This is a genomic window from Candidatus Methanoprimaticola sp. MG2, assembly GCF_047501175.1.
Taxonomy (GTDB): Archaea; Thermoplasmatota; Thermoplasmata; order Methanomassiliicoccales; family Methanomethylophilaceae; genus Methanoprimaticola.
Map to the genome: position 1 here is coordinate 15,307 of NZ_JBEQWH010000002.1, position 17,031 is coordinate 32,337.

The 17,031-nt window shown below is 56.6% G+C and carries 15 protein-coding genes; 11 read left to right on the plus strand and 4 right to left on the minus strand.

From position 1 onward, the window contains the following. The first annotated feature begins 188 nt into the window (after positions 1 to 188). From V5D86_RS01495 to V5D86_RS01520, 6 genes are all read left to right on the plus strand, one after another. Complete coding sequence (locus V5D86_RS01495; protein ID WP_414594931.1) at positions 189 to 722, plus strand: helix-turn-helix domain-containing protein; 534 nt, start codon at positions 189 to 191, stop codon at positions 720 to 722. 1,061 nt (positions 723 to 1,783) lie between these two features. Beyond that, positions 1,784 to 2,212 (plus strand): 30S ribosomal protein S19e, encoded by a 429-nt coding sequence (locus V5D86_RS01500; protein WP_414594932.1) that lies wholly within the window; start codon positions 1,784 to 1,786, stop codon positions 2,210 to 2,212. 12 nt (positions 2,213 to 2,224) lie between these two features. Continuing rightward, positions 2,225 to 2,554, plus strand: coding sequence for a DNA-binding protein (locus V5D86_RS01505; RefSeq protein ID WP_414594933.1), 330 nt, complete (start codon positions 2,225 to 2,227; stop codon positions 2,552 to 2,554). 2 nt (positions 2,555 to 2,556) lie between these two features. After that, positions 2,557 to 2,712, plus strand: coding sequence for a 50S ribosomal protein L39e (locus tag V5D86_RS01510; protein ID WP_178197285.1), 156 nt, complete (start codon positions 2,557 to 2,559; stop codon positions 2,710 to 2,712). Between the two features lie 5 nt (positions 2,713 to 2,717). Further along, complete coding sequence (locus V5D86_RS01515; protein ID WP_414594934.1) at positions 2,718 to 2,981, plus strand: 50S ribosomal protein L31e; 264 nt, start codon at positions 2,718 to 2,720, stop codon at positions 2,979 to 2,981. Between the two features lie 5 nt (positions 2,982 to 2,986). After that, entirely contained in the window at positions 2,987 to 3,646 is a 660-nt protein-coding gene (locus V5D86_RS01520; RefSeq protein WP_414594935.1) for a translation initiation factor IF-6, read from the plus strand. A 599-nt stretch (positions 3,647 to 4,245) separates the two neighbouring features. On the opposite strand, the gene V5D86_RS01525 is transcribed toward V5D86_RS01520, so the two are convergent. From V5D86_RS01525 to V5D86_RS01535, 3 genes are all read right to left on the minus strand, one after another. Next, the gene (locus V5D86_RS01525) at positions 4,246 to 4,734 is read right to left on the minus strand and encodes a hypothetical protein (RefSeq protein ID WP_414594936.1); all 489 of its coding nucleotides are present in this window, start codon (positions 4,732 to 4,734) and stop codon (positions 4,246 to 4,248) included. Continuing rightward, positions 4,731 to 5,450 (minus strand): TIGR04255 family protein, encoded by a 720-nt coding sequence (locus V5D86_RS01530; protein ID WP_414594937.1) that lies wholly within the window; start codon positions 5,448 to 5,450, stop codon positions 4,731 to 4,733. Before V5D86_RS01530 ends, V5D86_RS01525 begins: the two co-directional genes overlap by 4 nt. A gap of 184 nt (positions 5,451 to 5,634) precedes the next feature. After that, positions 5,635 to 6,276 carry an MBL fold metallo-hydrolase gene (locus V5D86_RS01535; RefSeq protein ID WP_414594938.1) on the minus strand — a complete coding sequence of 214 codons (642 nt, stop codon included), beginning with the start codon at positions 6,274 to 6,276 and terminating at the stop codon, positions 5,635 to 5,637. 115 nt (positions 6,277 to 6,391) lie between these two features. Here V5D86_RS01535 and V5D86_RS01540 point away from each other — a divergent pair, with 115 nt between their 5' ends. From V5D86_RS01540 to V5D86_RS01560, 5 genes are all read left to right on the plus strand, one after another. Continuing rightward, positions 6,392 to 7,522, plus strand: coding sequence for a DUF373 family protein (locus V5D86_RS01540; protein WP_414594939.1), 1,131 nt, complete (start codon positions 6,392 to 6,394; stop codon positions 7,520 to 7,522). Further along, positions 7,509 to 8,168 (plus strand): 6-hydroxymethylpterin diphosphokinase MptE-like protein, encoded by a 660-nt coding sequence (locus V5D86_RS01545; protein ID WP_414594940.1) that lies wholly within the window; start codon positions 7,509 to 7,511, stop codon positions 8,166 to 8,168. The genes V5D86_RS01540 and V5D86_RS01545 overlap by 14 nt, the downstream gene beginning before the upstream one ends. An 80-nt stretch (positions 8,169 to 8,248) precedes the next feature. Continuing rightward, entirely contained in the window at positions 8,249 to 9,859 is a 1,611-nt protein-coding gene (locus V5D86_RS01550; protein ID WP_414594941.1) for a site-2 protease family protein, read from the plus strand. Positions 9,860 to 9,873: 14 nt separating this feature from the next. Next, positions 9,874 to 10,833, plus strand: coding sequence for a magnesium transporter CorA family protein (locus V5D86_RS01555; protein ID WP_414594942.1), 960 nt, complete (start codon positions 9,874 to 9,876; stop codon positions 10,831 to 10,833). Further along, positions 10,809 to 11,792, plus strand: a complete 984-nt coding sequence (locus V5D86_RS01560; RefSeq protein WP_414594943.1) for a methanogenesis marker 2 protein — start codon at positions 10,809 to 10,811, stop codon at positions 11,790 to 11,792. The genes V5D86_RS01555 and V5D86_RS01560 overlap by 25 nt, the downstream gene beginning before the upstream one ends. 319 nt (positions 11,793 to 12,111) lie before the next feature. Here V5D86_RS01560 and V5D86_RS01565 read toward each other — a convergent pair whose 3' ends face one another. Next, on the minus strand, positions 12,112 to 16,845 hold the full coding sequence (locus V5D86_RS01565) for a hypothetical protein (protein WP_414594944.1): 4,734 nt from the start codon (positions 16,843 to 16,845) through the stop codon (positions 12,112 to 12,114). Positions 16,846 to 17,031 lie beyond the last annotated feature (186 nt).

A 17,031-nucleotide genomic window follows, 5' to 3' on the forward strand; every position in this document is an offset into this window, starting at 1 on the left:
CTGTAATATGTATACAAAAAGAATATAAATGGATGGATGATTCATTGACATGGTTAGATGCATTGCGTAAAGATTCTGCTGGACCGTTCTACGATTCACGAGGAGCATCCATGCCACGCTATGCTTCCGCTTTCGCTGTTTGACGAGGAAGAGGGGGGGGGGCCAAGGTCAAAATTCAGGCATGTTCCATGCTTGATGCCGGTTCCGGTTACTCCATAATTCATATCACAGACCCGTCTGATTCCATGCCCACGGGGCACTACGAGTCCTCTCATGGGGAGTGCACGGTGTCCAAGGTCTCACGGACACAGTATCATGCATTCGTCCTCAATCGCAAGTGCATCCTGTCCACTCTGATCAATGAGTCCGGATGCTTCCTCTCGTCTGCGGTCCCGCGCACGGACACGCTCATAGAGTGGTCCATAATAGGCCCGAACAGTCCCAGCATCAACTCATTATTGAGGAACATGCGCGATGCAGGATACCAGTACGAGAAGGTCTCCAGCGAGGCCCTGGTGAGGGACACCGTCCTGACGTCCAAGCAGGACGAGTACTTCAACATAGCATTCGACCTGGGGTACTACAGCGTTCCCAAGAAGATCGGACTCGACGACCTCAGCAGGATCCTGGGCTGCTCCAAGTCGACCCTGAACGTGGTCCTGAGGAACGCGGAATACAACATATTCAGGTTCTACAGGGACTCCTACCGCGGGACCGGATGACGTGAACATGTTCGTGGTTTCGATTATAACCCCGCATCGCATGGTCAATATCAGAGGTCGATGGGATCCCTTTAGTCATGGGGGAGTCCGTGCGGCCGTTGACGCCACGGGACGGAGGGACATGGTGCCTCCCGTGATTGGCCCTGTCCGGATGTCGCTGTGAGGGACGGACGGTACGGGGCGGTCAAACAATTGACGGGCCTGGATTTCTTGTTTTCCTCCGGGTCCGTCGAACCCATGGTCATGCGGAAGGTCGCACCCATCCTCTCCGTTAACGTTGATTCGGTGCAGTATAACGATTTCACAAGTCTTGATTTGGTGCAATTTTTCCATTTCGTTAACGTTGATTTGGTGCAATTGTATATTTGTATCACATACCGTCAGGCATGGTGAAGATCGAGCTGGAGCGCCGACCTTCCCCTCATTGGTGGCACGGAGTGCCGCCCTGACGGCCTCCGCCTCCAGGAAACGGTCCAGTTCCGCTATGAAACGACCTTCCGCTCCATTGTCCCTCTGCCAATTCCTTTTAGAACCTGTTCCCTTCCTGCTCATGACGGCCACCCTACGGCCGTCCGTCTCCTGCCCCTCGAAAGGCCATTGCCGTGGCCAGGCAGGGGGCGTTTCTTCGATACTCGGATCGCTTCAGAGACGGACTTCCATCATTCCTTTTAGTGATTGAATTATAATCAATCAGCTTTGCTGATTGATATATATTCAATATCATAAAGGTTTGCAAAAATACCACAGACTTTTTGAAGAAACAACCAGATTGAATTACAGGATCGAAGAATTAGGAAGCGCACTAGTCCTCGGCATCATTATATATGTATTCATCATGCGGTGGAATCACGGATATCAGGCGACCGTGGTTCGCGGTCGTTCTGCCGTGGGGGAAGTTTCTTCCCCAGGCCGTACGGGGGCATGTGCCGAACGTGCGGAGCTCGAAGATTGGTTCTATCCATTTGTCTTGACTATTCTAGCAATGCTTATATACAAAATCAGCCTACCACGCGCCCGTAGCCGTTCCGTGACTCGATCGCGGGGCGGTGCGAGGTATCAAAATGGTTACCGTCTACGACGTTCCCGCCGAGGCACTCATCCTCAAGACGGCCCAGAAGCTCAAGGAGAACCCCAACATCGTTCCTCCTGAGTGGGCCGAGTTCGTGAAGACCGGCAGGCACACTGAGAAGGCTCCCTGCCAGGAAGACTGGTGGTACAACAGGGCTGCCTCCATCATGAGAAAGCTCTACGTGAAAGGCCCTATGGGATCCTCCAAGCTCGCAGCCGAGTACGGTGGATACGCCGACAAGGGATCCATGCCCAACAGGGCAGTCAAGGGAAGCCGCAACATCGCCAGGAAGTGCATGATGCAGCTCGAGGCCGCAGGCTACCTCGTCTCCAAGGACAAGGAGGGCCGCGCAATCAGCCCCGCCGGACAGTCCCTTCTGGACAACACTGCGAAAGAGGTCTACGACGAGATGAAGGCCTGAGGTGGATTCAGCATGGAAGACCCCGAACTGGAAGCATTGAGACAGAAGAGGTATGCCGACCTCCAGCAGCAGGCCCAGAATCAGGCCGCGCAGCAGGAGCAGGCCGCCAGGATGGAGGCGCAGAAGCAGGGTGCGCTCAGGCAGATCCTTACGCCGGAGGCCCGCGACAGGCTCGCCAACATCAGGCTCGCCAACCCACAGATGGCAGCCTCTGTCGAGAATCAGCTGATCCAGCTTGCCCAGAGCGGCAGGCTCAGGGGAGTCATCGATGACGCCATGCTGAAGAACATCCTTGCCCAGATCACCCCTCAGCAGAGGGAGATCACCATACAGAGGAGATAATCATGTCAAGCACTAAGGCCCCCGCAATGAAACAGAGGCTGAACAAGAAGGTCAAGCAGAACCGCCGTGTCCCCGCATGGGTCATGATCAGGACCAACAGGCAGTTCCTCCGCCACCCCAAGAGAAGGTCGTGGCGCATGAGCAAGATCAAGGAGTGATTACGATGGCAGACGAGATAGAGAGAATCATGGTCATTCCCCTCAGGAAGACCAAGCAGGCCCCCCGCACCAGGAGGGCGAACCGTGCCGTCAAAGAGGTCAGGGAGATCGTCAAGAGGCACATGAGGGTTTCCGAGGAGAACGTCTGGATCGATGCCAGCGTCAACGAGAAGCTCTGGGAGAACGGAATGCGCAACCCTCCCAACAAGATCACCGTCAAGGCAGTCAAGTTCGAGGACGGCCTTGTGGAAGTCTCCCTCGCGGAGTGATTCAAATGATGAGGCTCTCGCGTTACGGGGGGAATCCCAACATTGCCGTGTTCGCCACCGCGAACGAGAGCCTCGCCCTTACCGCCGCCGACGCCTCGCCCGAGTTCGAGAGGACCCTTGGCGAGGTGCTCGGCGTCGATGTCGTGAAGCTCTCCGTCGGCGGATCGTTCGTCGTGGGCTCGCTCGTGGCCATGAACTCCAACGGTGCCATGGTCTCGATGCTCGCGGACGACGGGGAGATCGCAAGGATCTCCGCCAGGATCCCCTGCACCCGTCTCGATGACAGGCTCAATGCTGCGGGGAACAACATCCTCGTGAACGACCATGGTGCGATAGTGAACCCCGACTACTCCAAGAGGATACTGGATCAGATCCAGGACGTCCTCGGGGTAGAGGCTGTGCCTTCCCTGATCGGTGGGATCAACACGGTCGGTTCCGTATGCAGGGTGACCAACAAGGGTTGCATCTGCCACATGGACGCGTCCGACGAGGAGATCGCCCTGATAAAGGACGTCCTCAAGGTCGATGCGGTCCGCACGACCGTGAACCACGGTGTCCGCGCCGTCGGCGCAGGCGTCATAGCCAACTCGAAGGGAGCGGTCATAGGAGACGAGACCACGCCCATAGAGATGGGGAAGGTCGAGGACGGACTCGCTCTCTATTGACCCGGGGAATCCCCCGGGTCGTTCTTTAGATTTCATCGATTTTTGTTATCGTCTAGATTATTCTCAACTTTTAGTTGAAAGTTGAATTGCCAGAATGCATCGGATCTAGGGATTGGATACGAATCCTATAGATCATATGTTTCTGTAAGTGCGGACTCGACAAAAGAATGGGATGGGAATAATATCGATATCGAACAACGGCTTCAAGAAATGAATCCGCAGATGCTTTCGCATGACATTGCCAGTTTTGCTGCGAAGCGTCTGGCATCTATCGGGTCGTTCCCTATGAGTATATTGCCGTGGAACCTGTTATGTTTGGTAGGCTTACGCTCATAGTCCACATCGAAATCATTCTTCATCCTATCGATGGTGCTTCTCAATATGACTGCATATCCTCCTTGGAATAATGGTCTTCCTTCCCGACTTTGGGACCTGAGAAGGTCGAGTGCTTCCTCGCAATCATACCAGTATATAGACATCTCACGCTGCCATCTTTGCGTATGGATTCATCGAAGAAGAATGCGGATCTATAAGGCGGCGCATCGTTCGCCCATTCTTTCCTTTTGATTCCGCGAATCATTCTCGGAGGGTATTCGGAATCAGGATTCATTGCCATAGGTTCTCACTATGTTTGCGATCCTCATCATTCCTTCAATATCCAGCTTGTATTTCTCATCGACATCGTTCATGACTGTGTCGCCCACAATAAACCATGCGTCAGAGTTCTCATCGTTGTGGATGAGCAGACCTATTCTGAAGTGTGCGAATATCCACTCGAAATATATCTCGTCTGGACATACGTCGATCAGGATTTTTGGAAGATTGAAACGGACATCGTACAGGTTGATGTAGAAATCCAGGTCATCGATCAGGTCCCTAGCACGTCTAGAGCATTTCCGACCATTAGGGATTGTATCTCTGGCTTCATTGAATATGGATGCATTGATGCTAGATCTTTGACTGTAGAATGAGTCGCGGTTGCATCCTGCTGATCCTTGGATGTTGAAGTTGCTATGTCCAATCCCATCCGTAATCATCTGGGTGGGATATGGCATGATATGTTGGAATCCCCAGTGTGTTTGGGTCATCTCATCATCTCCATGAGTTTGTCTGTGATCATCGATTCGAACAGTTCATAGCAGATATTGTTGAACTTATCGAGGATGTTGAAAACATCATCCACATTCTCGCCCTTATCTGTGAACACGTCGTTGTCTATCAGGAATCCGACTTCTCCATCATCATTGAATCTTATTTGTCCAGATGTGGTGCAACATTTGGATTCTTTGTATTCGTACTCTATCCTGGAACTGTACGTGTTCGTGGAATTTGCATGCACACCCATGAGACCGAGTGTGTGGACATCGATGAGATCGCTCCATTCGGGCAAATCACTTGGATAGGTGGCTAATCTGCTCCTGCGGATCGTATTGATGTATCTGAGGCCTATGCGCGTCGTACTGTCGAGTTTAAGATGCTTGCAAACGATATCCATGACGTCGTGCAACCTGTCTTTGAAATCATCCCAGTTCTGGTAGGCACATGTGGATATGGATAGGAACCCTCTTGTTATGTTGACCTTCCATCTACGATCATCGGATTCGAAGCAGTAATTGTTTATGGGGCTGATGCCAGGGGATGGCAATGGTTCTCCTTCTACGGAAATGCTACTGAAGGGGTACCTCGATCTGAGGTCTTCTTGGATTGCACCCATTCTTTCATCGATACCGAATATCACATTGAATCCGATTTGGCATACTACGACATCAATCTGATTCTTGTGAAGTATCCTCTCCCTGTTCATGCACTTACATGGAGTTGTAGATATCTTGTTGATATAATTTTTCGTGCTGCTATTATGCTATATAAAACGGCGTTATTGATGAAATGCACCCGATGATGTTCCAAATACATCCATCTTACAGGCAGATCGATTTTTGTCCTTTTCTTCGGTGATGTTTTGGCGTCAAGCCTCTGAAACCCATGCATCACCTGCTGAAGACCCAGCACTCCTTCATGTCGGACATGTCGTCCGGAAGGATGTCGATCTCGTTGCCCATGTACTCGACGGTCTCCTCAGGGAGTATGCCGAGGAAGTCGTCCAGAGGGGACAGGGGGAGCGAGAGGCCCCCGACCCTGTAGTGCATGGGGACGATGACGTTGGGGTTCACGAGCTCCAGGAACGTCCTGATCTCGGGGATGGTCATGGTGATGACCTCTCCCACCGGCACGAACAGGAAGTCGATGCCCTCGATCCTCCCGATGACGTCCGGTCCGGGGACGCATCCCAGGTCCCCGCAGTGGCAGAACGTGAGACCGTCCATCTCGAAGCGGTACATCATGTTGATCCCGCGGTCCTCGCCGTTGCGATGGTCGTGGAACGTCGGTATGCCCTCCACACGGAGCCCCTTGACCTCGAACTCCCCCTCCCTGCACATGATGTCCGTGTGGTCGCCGCGGATCGAGCGCGCGGAGGAGTGGTCGTAGTGCCCATGGGTCATGAGGACGACGTCCGCTGATGCGGTAGGCGGCCTGATCCCGATCGATTTCCCGTCATGCGGGTCGATGACGACTGTGATGCGGGAATCGGCGAACTCGAAGCATGAATGCCCGTGGTGGACGATCCTCATAGCCCGCCCCAACGGCATCGGCCATATAAGGATGCGCGTCCGATCGCGGCCCGGAGCGTACGGAGGGCGTAGCGTCTGTCGCAAGTCATTAAAATGGGGAAGCGAATCCTCAACCATGAAGAAGACTCTGGTCCTGGTCGTCGACAGGGACGACGACTTCGGTGTCAAGGGCAAGGTGAACACCCCCGTCATAGGTGTCCAGAACTGCCTCGACGCGGCCACTGCCTTCGGAATAGCGGATCCAGAGGACTCAGATCTCAACGCGCTCTATGCGGCGGTCAGCGTCTGTCTCGAGCTCCAGGAGGACGGCCATCAGGCGGACGTCGCGCTCATCTGCGGCGACGAGAAGGTTGGGCACAGGTCCGACCTCGCACTGGTGTCGCAGCTGACCGAGGTGCTGGAGGAGATCGAGCCGGACAGCGTGGTCCTCGTGGGGGACGGGGCGGAGGACGAGTACATCTACCCGATCATCTCGTCCCGTGCGCACGTGGACTCGGTGAGGAAGGTCTACGTCAAACAGGCCCCGGGCCTGGAGGGGACGTTCTACATCCTCACGAAGATGATGGCCGACCCCGACAAGAGGAAGAGGTTCCTCGTCCCGCTGGGGTTCATACTCCTCATGATATCGCTGTTCTTCATCGTCCCCGGTGTCCTTCTGATGATATCGGAGAACGACATCTCGTCACTGACCAACATGTCCGGGTCGCTGGTCGTCCTGTTCATAGGTCTGATACTCATATTGTACGGGTACGATGCGATGGAGTGGCTGCACAGGGTGAAGCGGAGCATGACCTCCGTGGTCGTCGGGAACACGACGTCCGTGATCTTCCTGTGCATATCCGCCGCGATCGTCATCGTGATGGCGGCCTATGCGGCCATAGAGATCGGGAACCTGTACCTCAAGAGCGACATCCTGAGGGTCCTGTACTTCGCGTCCGCGATGATATGGCCTGTCATAATGGCCATTGTGATCTACCAGATCGGGATGCTCATAGACGCGTTCGTCCAGAGGAGGGAGATCGTGCTCTCGTCCATCATGGGGTTCACCGGCCTCCTCTCGCTCGGCCTGGTGGTGTTCGGAGTCCTGGACATAATCATGTCCTCCATGGGCCTGCTCGTGTCCGTCAACGCGGGCATAGTGGAGATCGTCGCCGGTGTCGCCATATCAATCCTCAGCAACTTCCTGAAGAGCAGGCTGCTCCCGCTCAGTATCGTACCTGAGAGGCAGGAGGATGAGGTATTCTGAATGGGAGCCCCTGTACTCCGGGATACTGGAGGACATGGGCTATTCCCGGGAGGAGGACGAGTCCTCCGTCCGCGTGCTGAAGGCGGTCACGCTGAACTCCGACCTGGTGGACCCGGACGACGTGAGGGAGAGGTTCGGTCCCGAGGCCACGGTCTTCGGGGACGCGGATCGCCTGGAGTCGGATGTCTCGGCCCATCCCCCGGTGGGGACGCTGATATGCTCCGGGTCGGCCGTGGGGAGGGTGATGGCGCTCGGCATAATGCCGGATGCGGTCGTAACCGACCTGGACGGCGACATCGGTCCGCAGCTGGAGGCCAGCGCCCGCGGGGCGGTGACGTTCGTCCACGCCCATGGGGACAACGGGGACCTCGTGATGTCCTATGCGGGGCTGTTCCGCGGACCCGTGGTCCTGACCACCCAGTCCAGGCCGGAGAACACCGTCTTCAACTTCGGCGGGTTCACGGACGGCGACAGGGCGGTCTGCATCGCACAGGAGATGGGGTGCAGGCGCATACTCCTGGAGGGGTTCGACCTGGACCGTCCGCGTGCGAAGGAGGGCTCCGACCCGGCGGTGAAGGCGAGGAAGCTCCGCTGGGCGGGGAGGGTCATGGATTCGTTGCGGGACGTTGAGATCGTTCGTCTGTGAAACAGCGCGGGAGGCGGAGCGTCTCCCCCACTCCGATATATATATATTAGGATGGCATCCCGCGGATAGGGAGATTTCTAATGAGCACGGCGTATCTGGTTCTTATCATCCTGCTTGTCGCGTACATCCCCATCTGGATATGGGCATGGCGCAGGCCGGAGGCCGCTGCCAGGTGGCATCTCCAGAAGTACGGCCCCTGCATCATGATCAAGACCCAGCTCGGGATGAGGACAATGGACCGCTTCGCCAGGTACAAGCGGTTCTGGCACGCCTTCGGGTTCTTCTCGAAGATCGTCTCCGCCGTCCTGTTCCTGATGATGATGTACATGCTCATCGTCGCCGTCATCGCCCTTCCGGAGCGTCTCGCGTCCGGTTCGTCGATCGGCATCGAGTACGCCCTGGCCATACCCGGGTTCAACCCCATACTCCCGCTGAGCTACGGGGTCGTGGCCCTGGTGGTCGCGATGGTGGTTCATGAGCTGGGCCACGGGATACAGGCGAGGGTCAATGGCATGCGCGTGGACTCGTCCGGGCTGCTCTACGGCGTGGTCCCACTCGGGGCCTTCGTGGAGCCGAACGAGGAGGACCTCAGGAAGGCCGACCGCAAGGCGCAGATCGATGTCTACGCGGCGGGGATCACGGTCAACACGATAGTGGCGGTGCTGAGCATCGTGCTCATGCTGCTGTGCTGCAGCTTCGTCACCACGGACCACGGCTCGACGCCCGGCGTCTACTCCATCGATGCGGAGTCCCCCGCGTACGACGCGGGCATACCCACGTCGTCGCTCATAATCGGCATATCGGACGAGGATGGGACCCTGCTGTCCGGGACGGATCTGACCGGCACGGCGTCCGGCGACCTGACGACCACGTCCTCCGGGAACGCGGCATCGGTCGACTTCGACTTCGATCCGACCGAACGTTACATACTGACATACCTGTACCACGACGAGACGTTCCAGACGGAGCCTGTCCAGATGGGCGCGTTCGTCAAGACCATCACCAAGGGCAGCCCCGCGGACGATGCCGGCATCGCCGCCGGGACGTTCCTGTACAGCCTGACGGTGGACGGTGATGAGACGATGATCGGCAACCCCGGCGACTTCACCTCGTTCATGAAGGGCACCCACGGGGGGCAGACCGTCACGGTCACCACCGTGTCCAAGATGGACGACCAGGGCAGCTACGTGATGACCTCGGAGGAGGTCGTCCTGACAGACAGGAACGGGATAGGGTTCTTCGGGGTCTCCACCACGACCGGCGGGATGACCCTGACCACCCCGGACCTCATGATGGACCGCGCGACCGACCCGTTCTACAACGCGGACTCCGCGTACGGGATGTTCACGTCGTTCTTCTCGTACCTGTCCGGACCGTTCAACGGCATGGACCCCATATCGGATGACATCCGCTGGTGGTACGACGCCCCGGGCGGGGACCTGATGTGGATGGTCATAACGATGCTCTACTGGCTGTTCTGGCTGGACATCCTCCTGGCGATATCCAACGCCCTCCCCACGTACGTGCTGGACGGAGGGTTCATATTCGCGGGAGGCGTCAGCTGGCTGTTGGAGAAGCTCAGGATCGGGGACGAGGAGCGCAGGAGGAGGATGACCGACAACATCGCCGGCAGCATCTCCAGCGTCGTCCTGTTCCTGTTCGTCCTGGTGATCATATCCATGGTGCTCTGAGGAGGTGAGGGTCGATGATGGAGGTCTACGAGATGAGGGAGGGCCGTCCCGTGAGGACGGACGAGATAAAGAAGGATGTCTGGATCAACCTCGTCGCCCCCACGGCGGAGGAGATCGACACCGTCCAGGCGTTCCTGGGCGTGGACAGGGAGGCCCTGACGTCCGCACTGGACGACGAGGAGGGGTCGAGGACGGAGGTCGCCTCCGACTACACGCTGATCCTGGTCGACGCCCCTACCAGGGAGTGGAGGAACAACCGCGAGGAGTTCACCACCTACCCCGTCTCGATAACCGTCACCGACTCGGCCATCGTCACCGTCTGTCTCCAGGAGCTCTTCGCGCTGTCGAACATCGCCACCGGGAAGAGCAAGAGCAAGAGCGTGTACGACGTGTCCAACAGGTCGCGCTTCGTGCTCCAGATCCTGTTCAGGATCGCGATCAACTATCAGACCGACCTCAAGTACATCGAGGTCAAGAGGATGGCCATCGAGGAGTCCATCCGCAAGGCCACCAGGAGGGACGACCTCTTCGAGCTCCATGAGCTGGAGTCCAACCTGGTCTACTTCAAGACATCCCTCAGCGTGAACGCGTCCATCATCGAGAGGATGAGCAAGCAGTCCCGCTTCGTCTCCACCATGGAGGACAGGGACCTCATGGACGACGTGATAATCGAGACCAACCAGGCCCTGGAGATGACCATGACGTACAGTCAGATCATCAAGGGTACCAGGCAGCTGGTCGAGGCCGACCTGAACAACTCGCTGGCCAGCGTCATGAAGTTCCTGACGTCGATCACGCTGATCATCTCCATCCCGACGATGCTCGCCAGCTTCTACGGCATGAACGTCGGCCTTCCGGGGGAGAACTTCCAATACATGTACGTGGTCCTCTTCGTTGCGATGATCGCGCTCTGCGCGCTGTCGATCTGGGGACTCAGGAGGAAAGGACTGTGGCGTCGATCACAGACATCGTAGATTCTATACGCGCCTATCCGGGCGTTACCAGGAAGAACGCGATCCACAGGATCGTGGACCTCCTGCCGACGACGGGGTTCCCCCAGGTCGTCGCGGCGGAGGGAGAGGACGCGGCGGCCTTGGATGTGGGGGACCAGTACATCCTGTTCGCCGCGGACGGCATAATGGAGTCCCTCGTCACGACGGACCCGTACTATGCGGGGTACTTCGCCGTCCTCGTGAACGTGAACGACATAGCGGCCATGGGTGGCAGGCCCCTGGGTATGGTGGATGTGATGTCCATCGTCCACGGTGCGGTGTGCAAGGAGATCATCCGCGGCATGAAGGAGGGGATACGCAAGTTCAACGTCCCCATCGTGGGAGGCCATGTGCATCCCGACTGTCATTACAACGCCATCGACATATCCATCGTCGGGAGGGTGGCCAAGGACGCGCTCCTCAGGAGCAGCACCGCCGTGCCCGGCGACGACATCGTCTTCGTCATAGACACGGACGGGTTCTACCCGGACAACCTGCACTACGCGTTCGTCACCACCGTGCAGAAGTCCGACGAGATCGTCAGGGACCAGATGGAGGCCGTCGCCGTGGTCGGCGAGAGGCATCTGGCCCATTCGTGCAAGGACATGAGCAACCCCGGCAGCATCGGGACACTCGGCATGATGCTCGAATCGTCCGATGTAGGTGCTGTCGTGGACGTCACGAGGATCCCGAGACCCGAGGGGGTGGACGAGATCAGATGGTACCTCTCGTACCAGGGATGCGGGTTCTGCTTCGCATGTCCCCCGGAGAACTCCCAGGAGATCATCGACATCTTCGGGGAGGTGGGCTGCGAGGGGGCGGTCGTCGGGAAGGTGGACGGCACCGGGGTCCTGAAGCTCACCGACGGGGTCGAGACAAAGGACCTCTTCGACTTCAGCAAGGACATAATCACGGGATGCCGTCCCAAGGGCGGGCAGTGATCCCGTCACAAACACCATTCATTTTTCCTTTCAACAGGATATTTGCATATTTCTCATGGGAGAATTGACCGCCCTGTTTTTTGCAGGGCGTAAGTAGGTCCGACGGAGGAATACGCATTTTTCCGACACCGGGGACCGGTTTAGCGGCATTTAGTGATGCTGTGATGTTGTGAGCGTGATGTGTGACGTCCCGTGCCCAGAGAGGCACGGGGAAGGGTGTTTGCTGTTCAGGATTGGGCTGGTGCCGGGGCCCTTACGGGCCCCTGTGTTTGCTCTTCAGGTCAGTGGGGATAGCCTTCGCTCATCCGTGTGTTCGCGATCAGCTCCTCATGAGCCTCATGGCGACGATGATGGCCATGACGACGATGAGGACGACGAGGATGATCAGCAGGTAGTCTGTGATGGTCATTCCGCCGTTGTCGCCGGAGTCGGGTGCGTCGGGGACGTATCCGGACTTCTCGATGCCGGTGAGCTGGAGGGTGACGACGGGATTAGACTCGAAGGCAGTATCAGTGTCGTACTCAGTGAACTTTCCAGAGATGTTGAAGTCCATTCCGTTCAGTGTGCAGGTGGCGCCTTCATAGACGGCCCCATTGATCGCCATCTTCGCTTCTCCGCTGAATCCGTTGGCGAGGGTGTATGTGATGGTGTGCTTTCCTGCAGAGACGGTAGCCTGGTAGAATCCAAGAAGCGGGTTGTACATCATGAGGTTACCATCGATGGAGACATCGTTGACACCGACGTTGGCGAGAACGCGGACGACATAGACATCGTACTCGATCTTCGCATCGACCTTGTCGACGGACCCGATCTTCTCTCCGTCCTTGATGGAGGTTCCGTCAGCCTTCACCCATCCATTGGGGTCGGCGTTGGGAACGACGTACTTGATGTCGTTTATGTCGACCTTGTTGGCGGCGGATTCGTTGAAGTCGTATACTGTGACGAACTTCTCGTCCTCGACGTAGAACTCGGTGCTGGGGATACCCTTCACGACATCGGCGGGGATCGTGGATCCATCGGAGACGACTGCCATGTTCTTGACGGTCATCTCTCCGGAGACGGATGCCGCAGCACCGGTCTTCCCTTCGTCGATGACCTTCTTGGCCACACCTATGTACAGGTTGTTGACGACGATGTTGCCCTGTCCCTTGCTGTCGGTCTTGGCGACGGCGACGAGGGATCCGAAGACCTCGATGTTGTCGGATGTCAGGGTCTTCTCGTTCTGGACGGTGACGGTCCCGTTGATCACGAGGTCGGCGATCTTGGACTCGACATCCGCGACGGACAGCTCTCCGTCGACGGTCATCATGGCGATGTCTGCCTTTCCGAGAGTGACCTTGCCGACAGCGGTGAAGACAGTGGTCTTCTTGGCATCGGTGTATTTGTCGAACCCTCCGGTGACCTTCAGGGAGACGACGTCATCTGCGGTCACGGAGGCGATCTTCATGTCGGTTCCGGCGAGTCCGGAGATGTCTACGGACCCGACGCCGTTGGCGATGGTCCCTACGAACGTCTTTCCGGCAGCGAATATGATCTGGGCGTTGTCCAGTGTGATGGTCCCTGCGGAGAGGTTGTTCTCGACGTAGATCTTCGCAGGCTTGTCTGTGGTGGACGCGAAGGTGACGTCGCCGATGGCGAGCTCTCCCCTCAGGTTCATGGTCTGGTCCTCTGCATCCGCGATCTTGGCGGCCGCATTGGCGACGGGCTCTGCGATGTTGTAGGTGGTTCCCTTCTCGACGATGGAGTAGAACGCTCCTGCGAGTCCGAGTGCCGCGGGGATGCTGCTCTCCTTCGACTTGATCATTCCGTTGAGGACGACCTTCATGTTGTCCTTGAGGTCGTCGGTGCCCACGATGTGGGTGTTCACCTTGATGGTGCTCTCGTTGATGTACAGGGTCCCGTCGACGGTGAGGGTGACTCCCTTGTGGATGCAGAGCTCATATCCCTTGGTGTCGAGGGTGACGCCGGCGGGGATCTTCATGGACTCCTTGATGCAGGTATTGTTGCTGAGCTCGACGACCTCGTTCTCCTCCGCGTTGTTGAGCGCGTAGGCGAGTCCGCAGTATGTGATGTCCTTCTCGCCGGCGATGGTGACATCGCTGGTGATCGTGGCGGGGTTCTTGGTCCCCTTCACGTCCTCGATGTAGAGGACGCCGTTCACGACGATCCCCTCTCCTTCGCTGTTGGTGTTCTGGAGCTTGGACCCGGTCTTGAAATCGACCTTGGACTCCTTGGCGATGGTCAGGAGCCCCTCGTTCTTGACCGTCACATCTGCAGGGATGGTGACGGACTCGGTCTTGATGGTGTTCTCTCCCTTCATGGTGATCTTCTTGGCACCATCGGCGAGGGCGGTCTCGAGGGTCGTGTAGATGTTCTGCTTCTTGACGCCAGTCGTTGCAGGAATGTCGTACTTCGCAGCATTCACTGTACCGCTTCCAGTGATGTCCGATCCGACCAGCGTGATCTTTCCAGACACAGTCAGGTCATTGTTCCCAGAGGCAGCAAAGGTGAATGCACCCTCTTCGACAACCGATACATCTCCAGAGACGATCATGCCGAAGTCACCGGAGTTGGCAGTCTTGATGGCAACATCCTTTCCAACGGAGAACTCTCCTGCGATTATGTTCCTTCCTGTGAATCCCACATCCACATCAGTGTGACTGTTAGGAACGTCACCTTCTTTGAGATAGGAGGATACGACGGATCCAGCGATGTCGAACTGCTTGTAATACTCGGTTGTTGTCGTGATCTTAGTATTCTTCACGATCTGGGTCGTTATAGTGAGACCCTCTATGGACCAGTCCGCGACAGGCGAGAGGACCACGGTGTTCGTATTGTCATTCGTATACTGTTTCTTAGCTGTATCAACAATCTTGAGGTCAGATATAATGAGGTCGTAGACAGTACCGTTGTTGTTCCAGCTCTCCAGGGACACAATCTCCACTTTCGCTCCGTCGGCAACCTGGTGTATCGTCGTGTTGACCCTGATGTTCCCATTGATGATCACGAGTCCTGCGTTTTCGAACGTACCCTTGAGTGCACTCTGTCCATTCAGCTCGAACGTCGCATCTGCATTGTTCTTCACGACGGATGTTTCATTCGGGACAAACCTGGATGTCTCTCCAACGATGATCTGACCGTCGTTGATGAGATTCGCCCCATTAACTGTCATCGTGGCGTTCATAGAGTCTGTTGTCTGATTGGTGAGAAGTGTGTAATCCAGAGAGATCACTCCGTTGTTGATCACCTTAGCACCGTTGGAGGCCGCAAGACCTCCGATGTAATTTGCCATTCCACCGTAAACGGTAGCTATCGCTTCCTTATCGGACTGGACTACGACCGTTCCATCGTTCTCAAGGGATGCGGTTCCATTGTATATGACAAGTTTCGCCCCATCCTCGATGGTCAGGGTCATCCCCTCGGGGATGATCAGCTTTCCCTGGATGATGATGACAGTCCCATCGGCGAGAGTGGTGTCTCCGCTCAGGGTGATGGTCTGGTATGCTCCGTAAGGGGTCTCGGTCTTCCATTCTCCGCTGATGGTTCCATCCTTCGCGACCTGGGACGCATCGAAGGTTCCGGGTCCAGTGATCGCGGGGAGGGTGACGTCCTTGTCGGTGAGATAGACGATCCCCTCATTGTTGACGATCGCTCCGCTCATGTCGCATCCTATGGTGAGCTTCCCTGTGGGTCCGACATTGATCTCCTTGCTCTGTCCCTCATATGTGCCCTCGACCTTGAGAGCTCCATCGACGGTTATGTTACCTTCCAGGGTGAGCTTTCCCTTGACCGTGACGTCTGCTCCGATGACCGTGTTCGTGGACACGGTGAGATCGTCGACGATGACCTTTCCCTGGGTGAGGTCGAGGGATCCAGCGACGAACTTCGCGTCGGAGTCCACGGTGGCGTAGGTGAAGACGGTTTTCTCACTCTCTGTAGTGACATTCCCGAATGTCATGGTGCCGTCTTTGCTAGCGGTCTTGGTCCCGGTGATGGTTCCGGCGATGGAACATCCGGCCTCGACGTAGAGCTCCCCGGCATCCTTGACGGTCAGTGTCGTAGCGCTACCGGGATTGCCGTTGCCATCTTCTCCGTAGAGGATCAGTCCTCCGGGGATGGCGATCTTGTTCTCTCCGTCAGCGGCCCTCATGTTGAGGGAGTTGTACTCGACATACAGCTTTCCGCTGATCTCCGAGCCAGATCCGACGATGTGGACACCGTCGGCCTTGAGCACAGAGTCCTTGTCAACCGTGAGTTTGCTCGCTTTCAGGGCGAACGCGTCATCGGACCCTCCGTTGAGTCCGCCGGTCTCCAGCAGCTCCAGGTCTATGTAGGATTTGATCAGGGTCACTCCGCCGGTGCAGGTCTTCGCCTGGATCGCCTTCTCGTGTCCACTGAGTACGAAGGGAGCTTCTGCAGATCCGCAGTCAGTGAAGATCAGAGTGTTCGAACCATCCATCTGGATCGCACGGTTCCCTGCGGTGATGAAGCCGTCGACGTTGGTGAATGCCTTGTTTGCGCCACCGTAGATTCCGAATGATTTCTCGTTGTCCACGGACACGGTCATCTTCAGAGTGAGGTTGGTGAATTTGAGCGTCTTTTCTGTTGTCTCAGTGTAGAACGCAGCCATACTCAGAAAACTTGCTATGTCATCTGTGGGTGCACCGGTTAGGGTGACGACTAGTGTTCCATCTTTAAACTCGAGATTCTCAGAGAACGTTATGAGCTTCGGAAGGTTCTCACCAGTGATTGTCAGGGTCTTCCCGTTGAGATCGATTGTTTTCCCCTCGGAGAAGATGGTAAGGGTGTTAGAACATGTCAGTGTTAGGTCGGCACCGAGGTTTATGGAAGTACTTCCAGTAGTGGTCAAAGCATTAGTGAGAGCTTCAACGGTTGTGATAGCTCCACTGGAACTGGTGCTGCTCTCAACACCAGTATTCGCGTCGCTGTCCTCGGCGACTGCAGGTACAGCCGCGAACACAGCGAACGCGATCGCCAGAACGGCGACGGCCGCGAGGAGTTTCGAGCGGGATAGCCCCCCCCCCCACAGCATCCATTTTGGTTGTTTTCATGTGTATTCCTCCGGATCTCTCCGGTTTCAGGCACCTGATGTCTCATCCATCTCCGTTCTCAGGTATACACAATGCCTAATCCCGCCTAAGTCCCGTCGGATATAAACCCCGGATCCCCGTTGATTCGAGCGCCGTGTGCGGGAAACGCGGTACTTTCGCATGAGACC

Excerpts from the sequence above, each read along its gene's own strand:
- V5D86_RS01520 (WP_414594935.1), top strand. The coding sequence starts at position 2,987 with ATGATGAGGCTCTCGCGTTACGGGGGGAATCCCAACATTGCCGTGTTC.
- V5D86_RS01550 (WP_414594941.1), top strand. The coding sequence starts at position 8,249 with ATGAGCACGGCGTATCTGGTTCTTATCATCCTGCTTGTCGCGTACATC.
- V5D86_RS01500 (WP_414594932.1), top strand. The coding sequence starts at position 1,784 with ATGGTTACCGTCTACGACGTTCCCGCCGAGGCACTCATCCTCAAGACG.
- V5D86_RS01535 (WP_414594938.1), bottom strand. The coding sequence starts at position 6,276 with ATGAGGATCGTCCACCACGGGCATTCATGCTTCGAGTTCGCCGATTCC.
- V5D86_RS01530 (WP_414594937.1), bottom strand. The coding sequence starts at position 5,450 with ATGAACAGGGAGAGGATACTTCACAAGAATCAGATTGATGTCGTAGTA.
- V5D86_RS01510 (WP_178197285.1), top strand. The coding sequence starts at position 2,557 with ATGTCAAGCACTAAGGCCCCCGCAATGAAACAGAGGCTGAACAAGAAG.
- V5D86_RS01515 (WP_414594934.1), top strand. The coding sequence starts at position 2,718 with ATGGCAGACGAGATAGAGAGAATCATGGTCATTCCCCTCAGGAAGACC.
- V5D86_RS01555 (WP_414594942.1), top strand. The coding sequence starts at position 9,874 with ATGATGGAGGTCTACGAGATGAGGGAGGGCCGTCCCGTGAGGACGGAC.
- V5D86_RS01565 (WP_414594944.1), bottom strand. The coding sequence starts at position 16,845 with ATGCTGTGGGGGGGGGGGCTATCCCGCTCGAAACTCCTCGCGGCCGTC.
- V5D86_RS01505 (WP_414594933.1), top strand. The coding sequence starts at position 2,225 with ATGGAAGACCCCGAACTGGAAGCATTGAGACAGAAGAGGTATGCCGAC.
- V5D86_RS01525 (WP_414594936.1), bottom strand. The coding sequence starts at position 4,734 with ATGACCCAAACACACTGGGGATTCCAACATATCATGCCATATCCCACC.
- V5D86_RS01545 (WP_414594940.1), top strand. The coding sequence starts at position 7,509 with ATGAGGTATTCTGAATGGGAGCCCCTGTACTCCGGGATACTGGAGGAC.
- V5D86_RS01495 (WP_414594931.1), top strand. The coding sequence starts at position 189 with ATGCTTGATGCCGGTTCCGGTTACTCCATAATTCATATCACAGACCCG.
- V5D86_RS01540 (WP_414594939.1), top strand. The coding sequence starts at position 6,392 with ATGAAGAAGACTCTGGTCCTGGTCGTCGACAGGGACGACGACTTCGGT.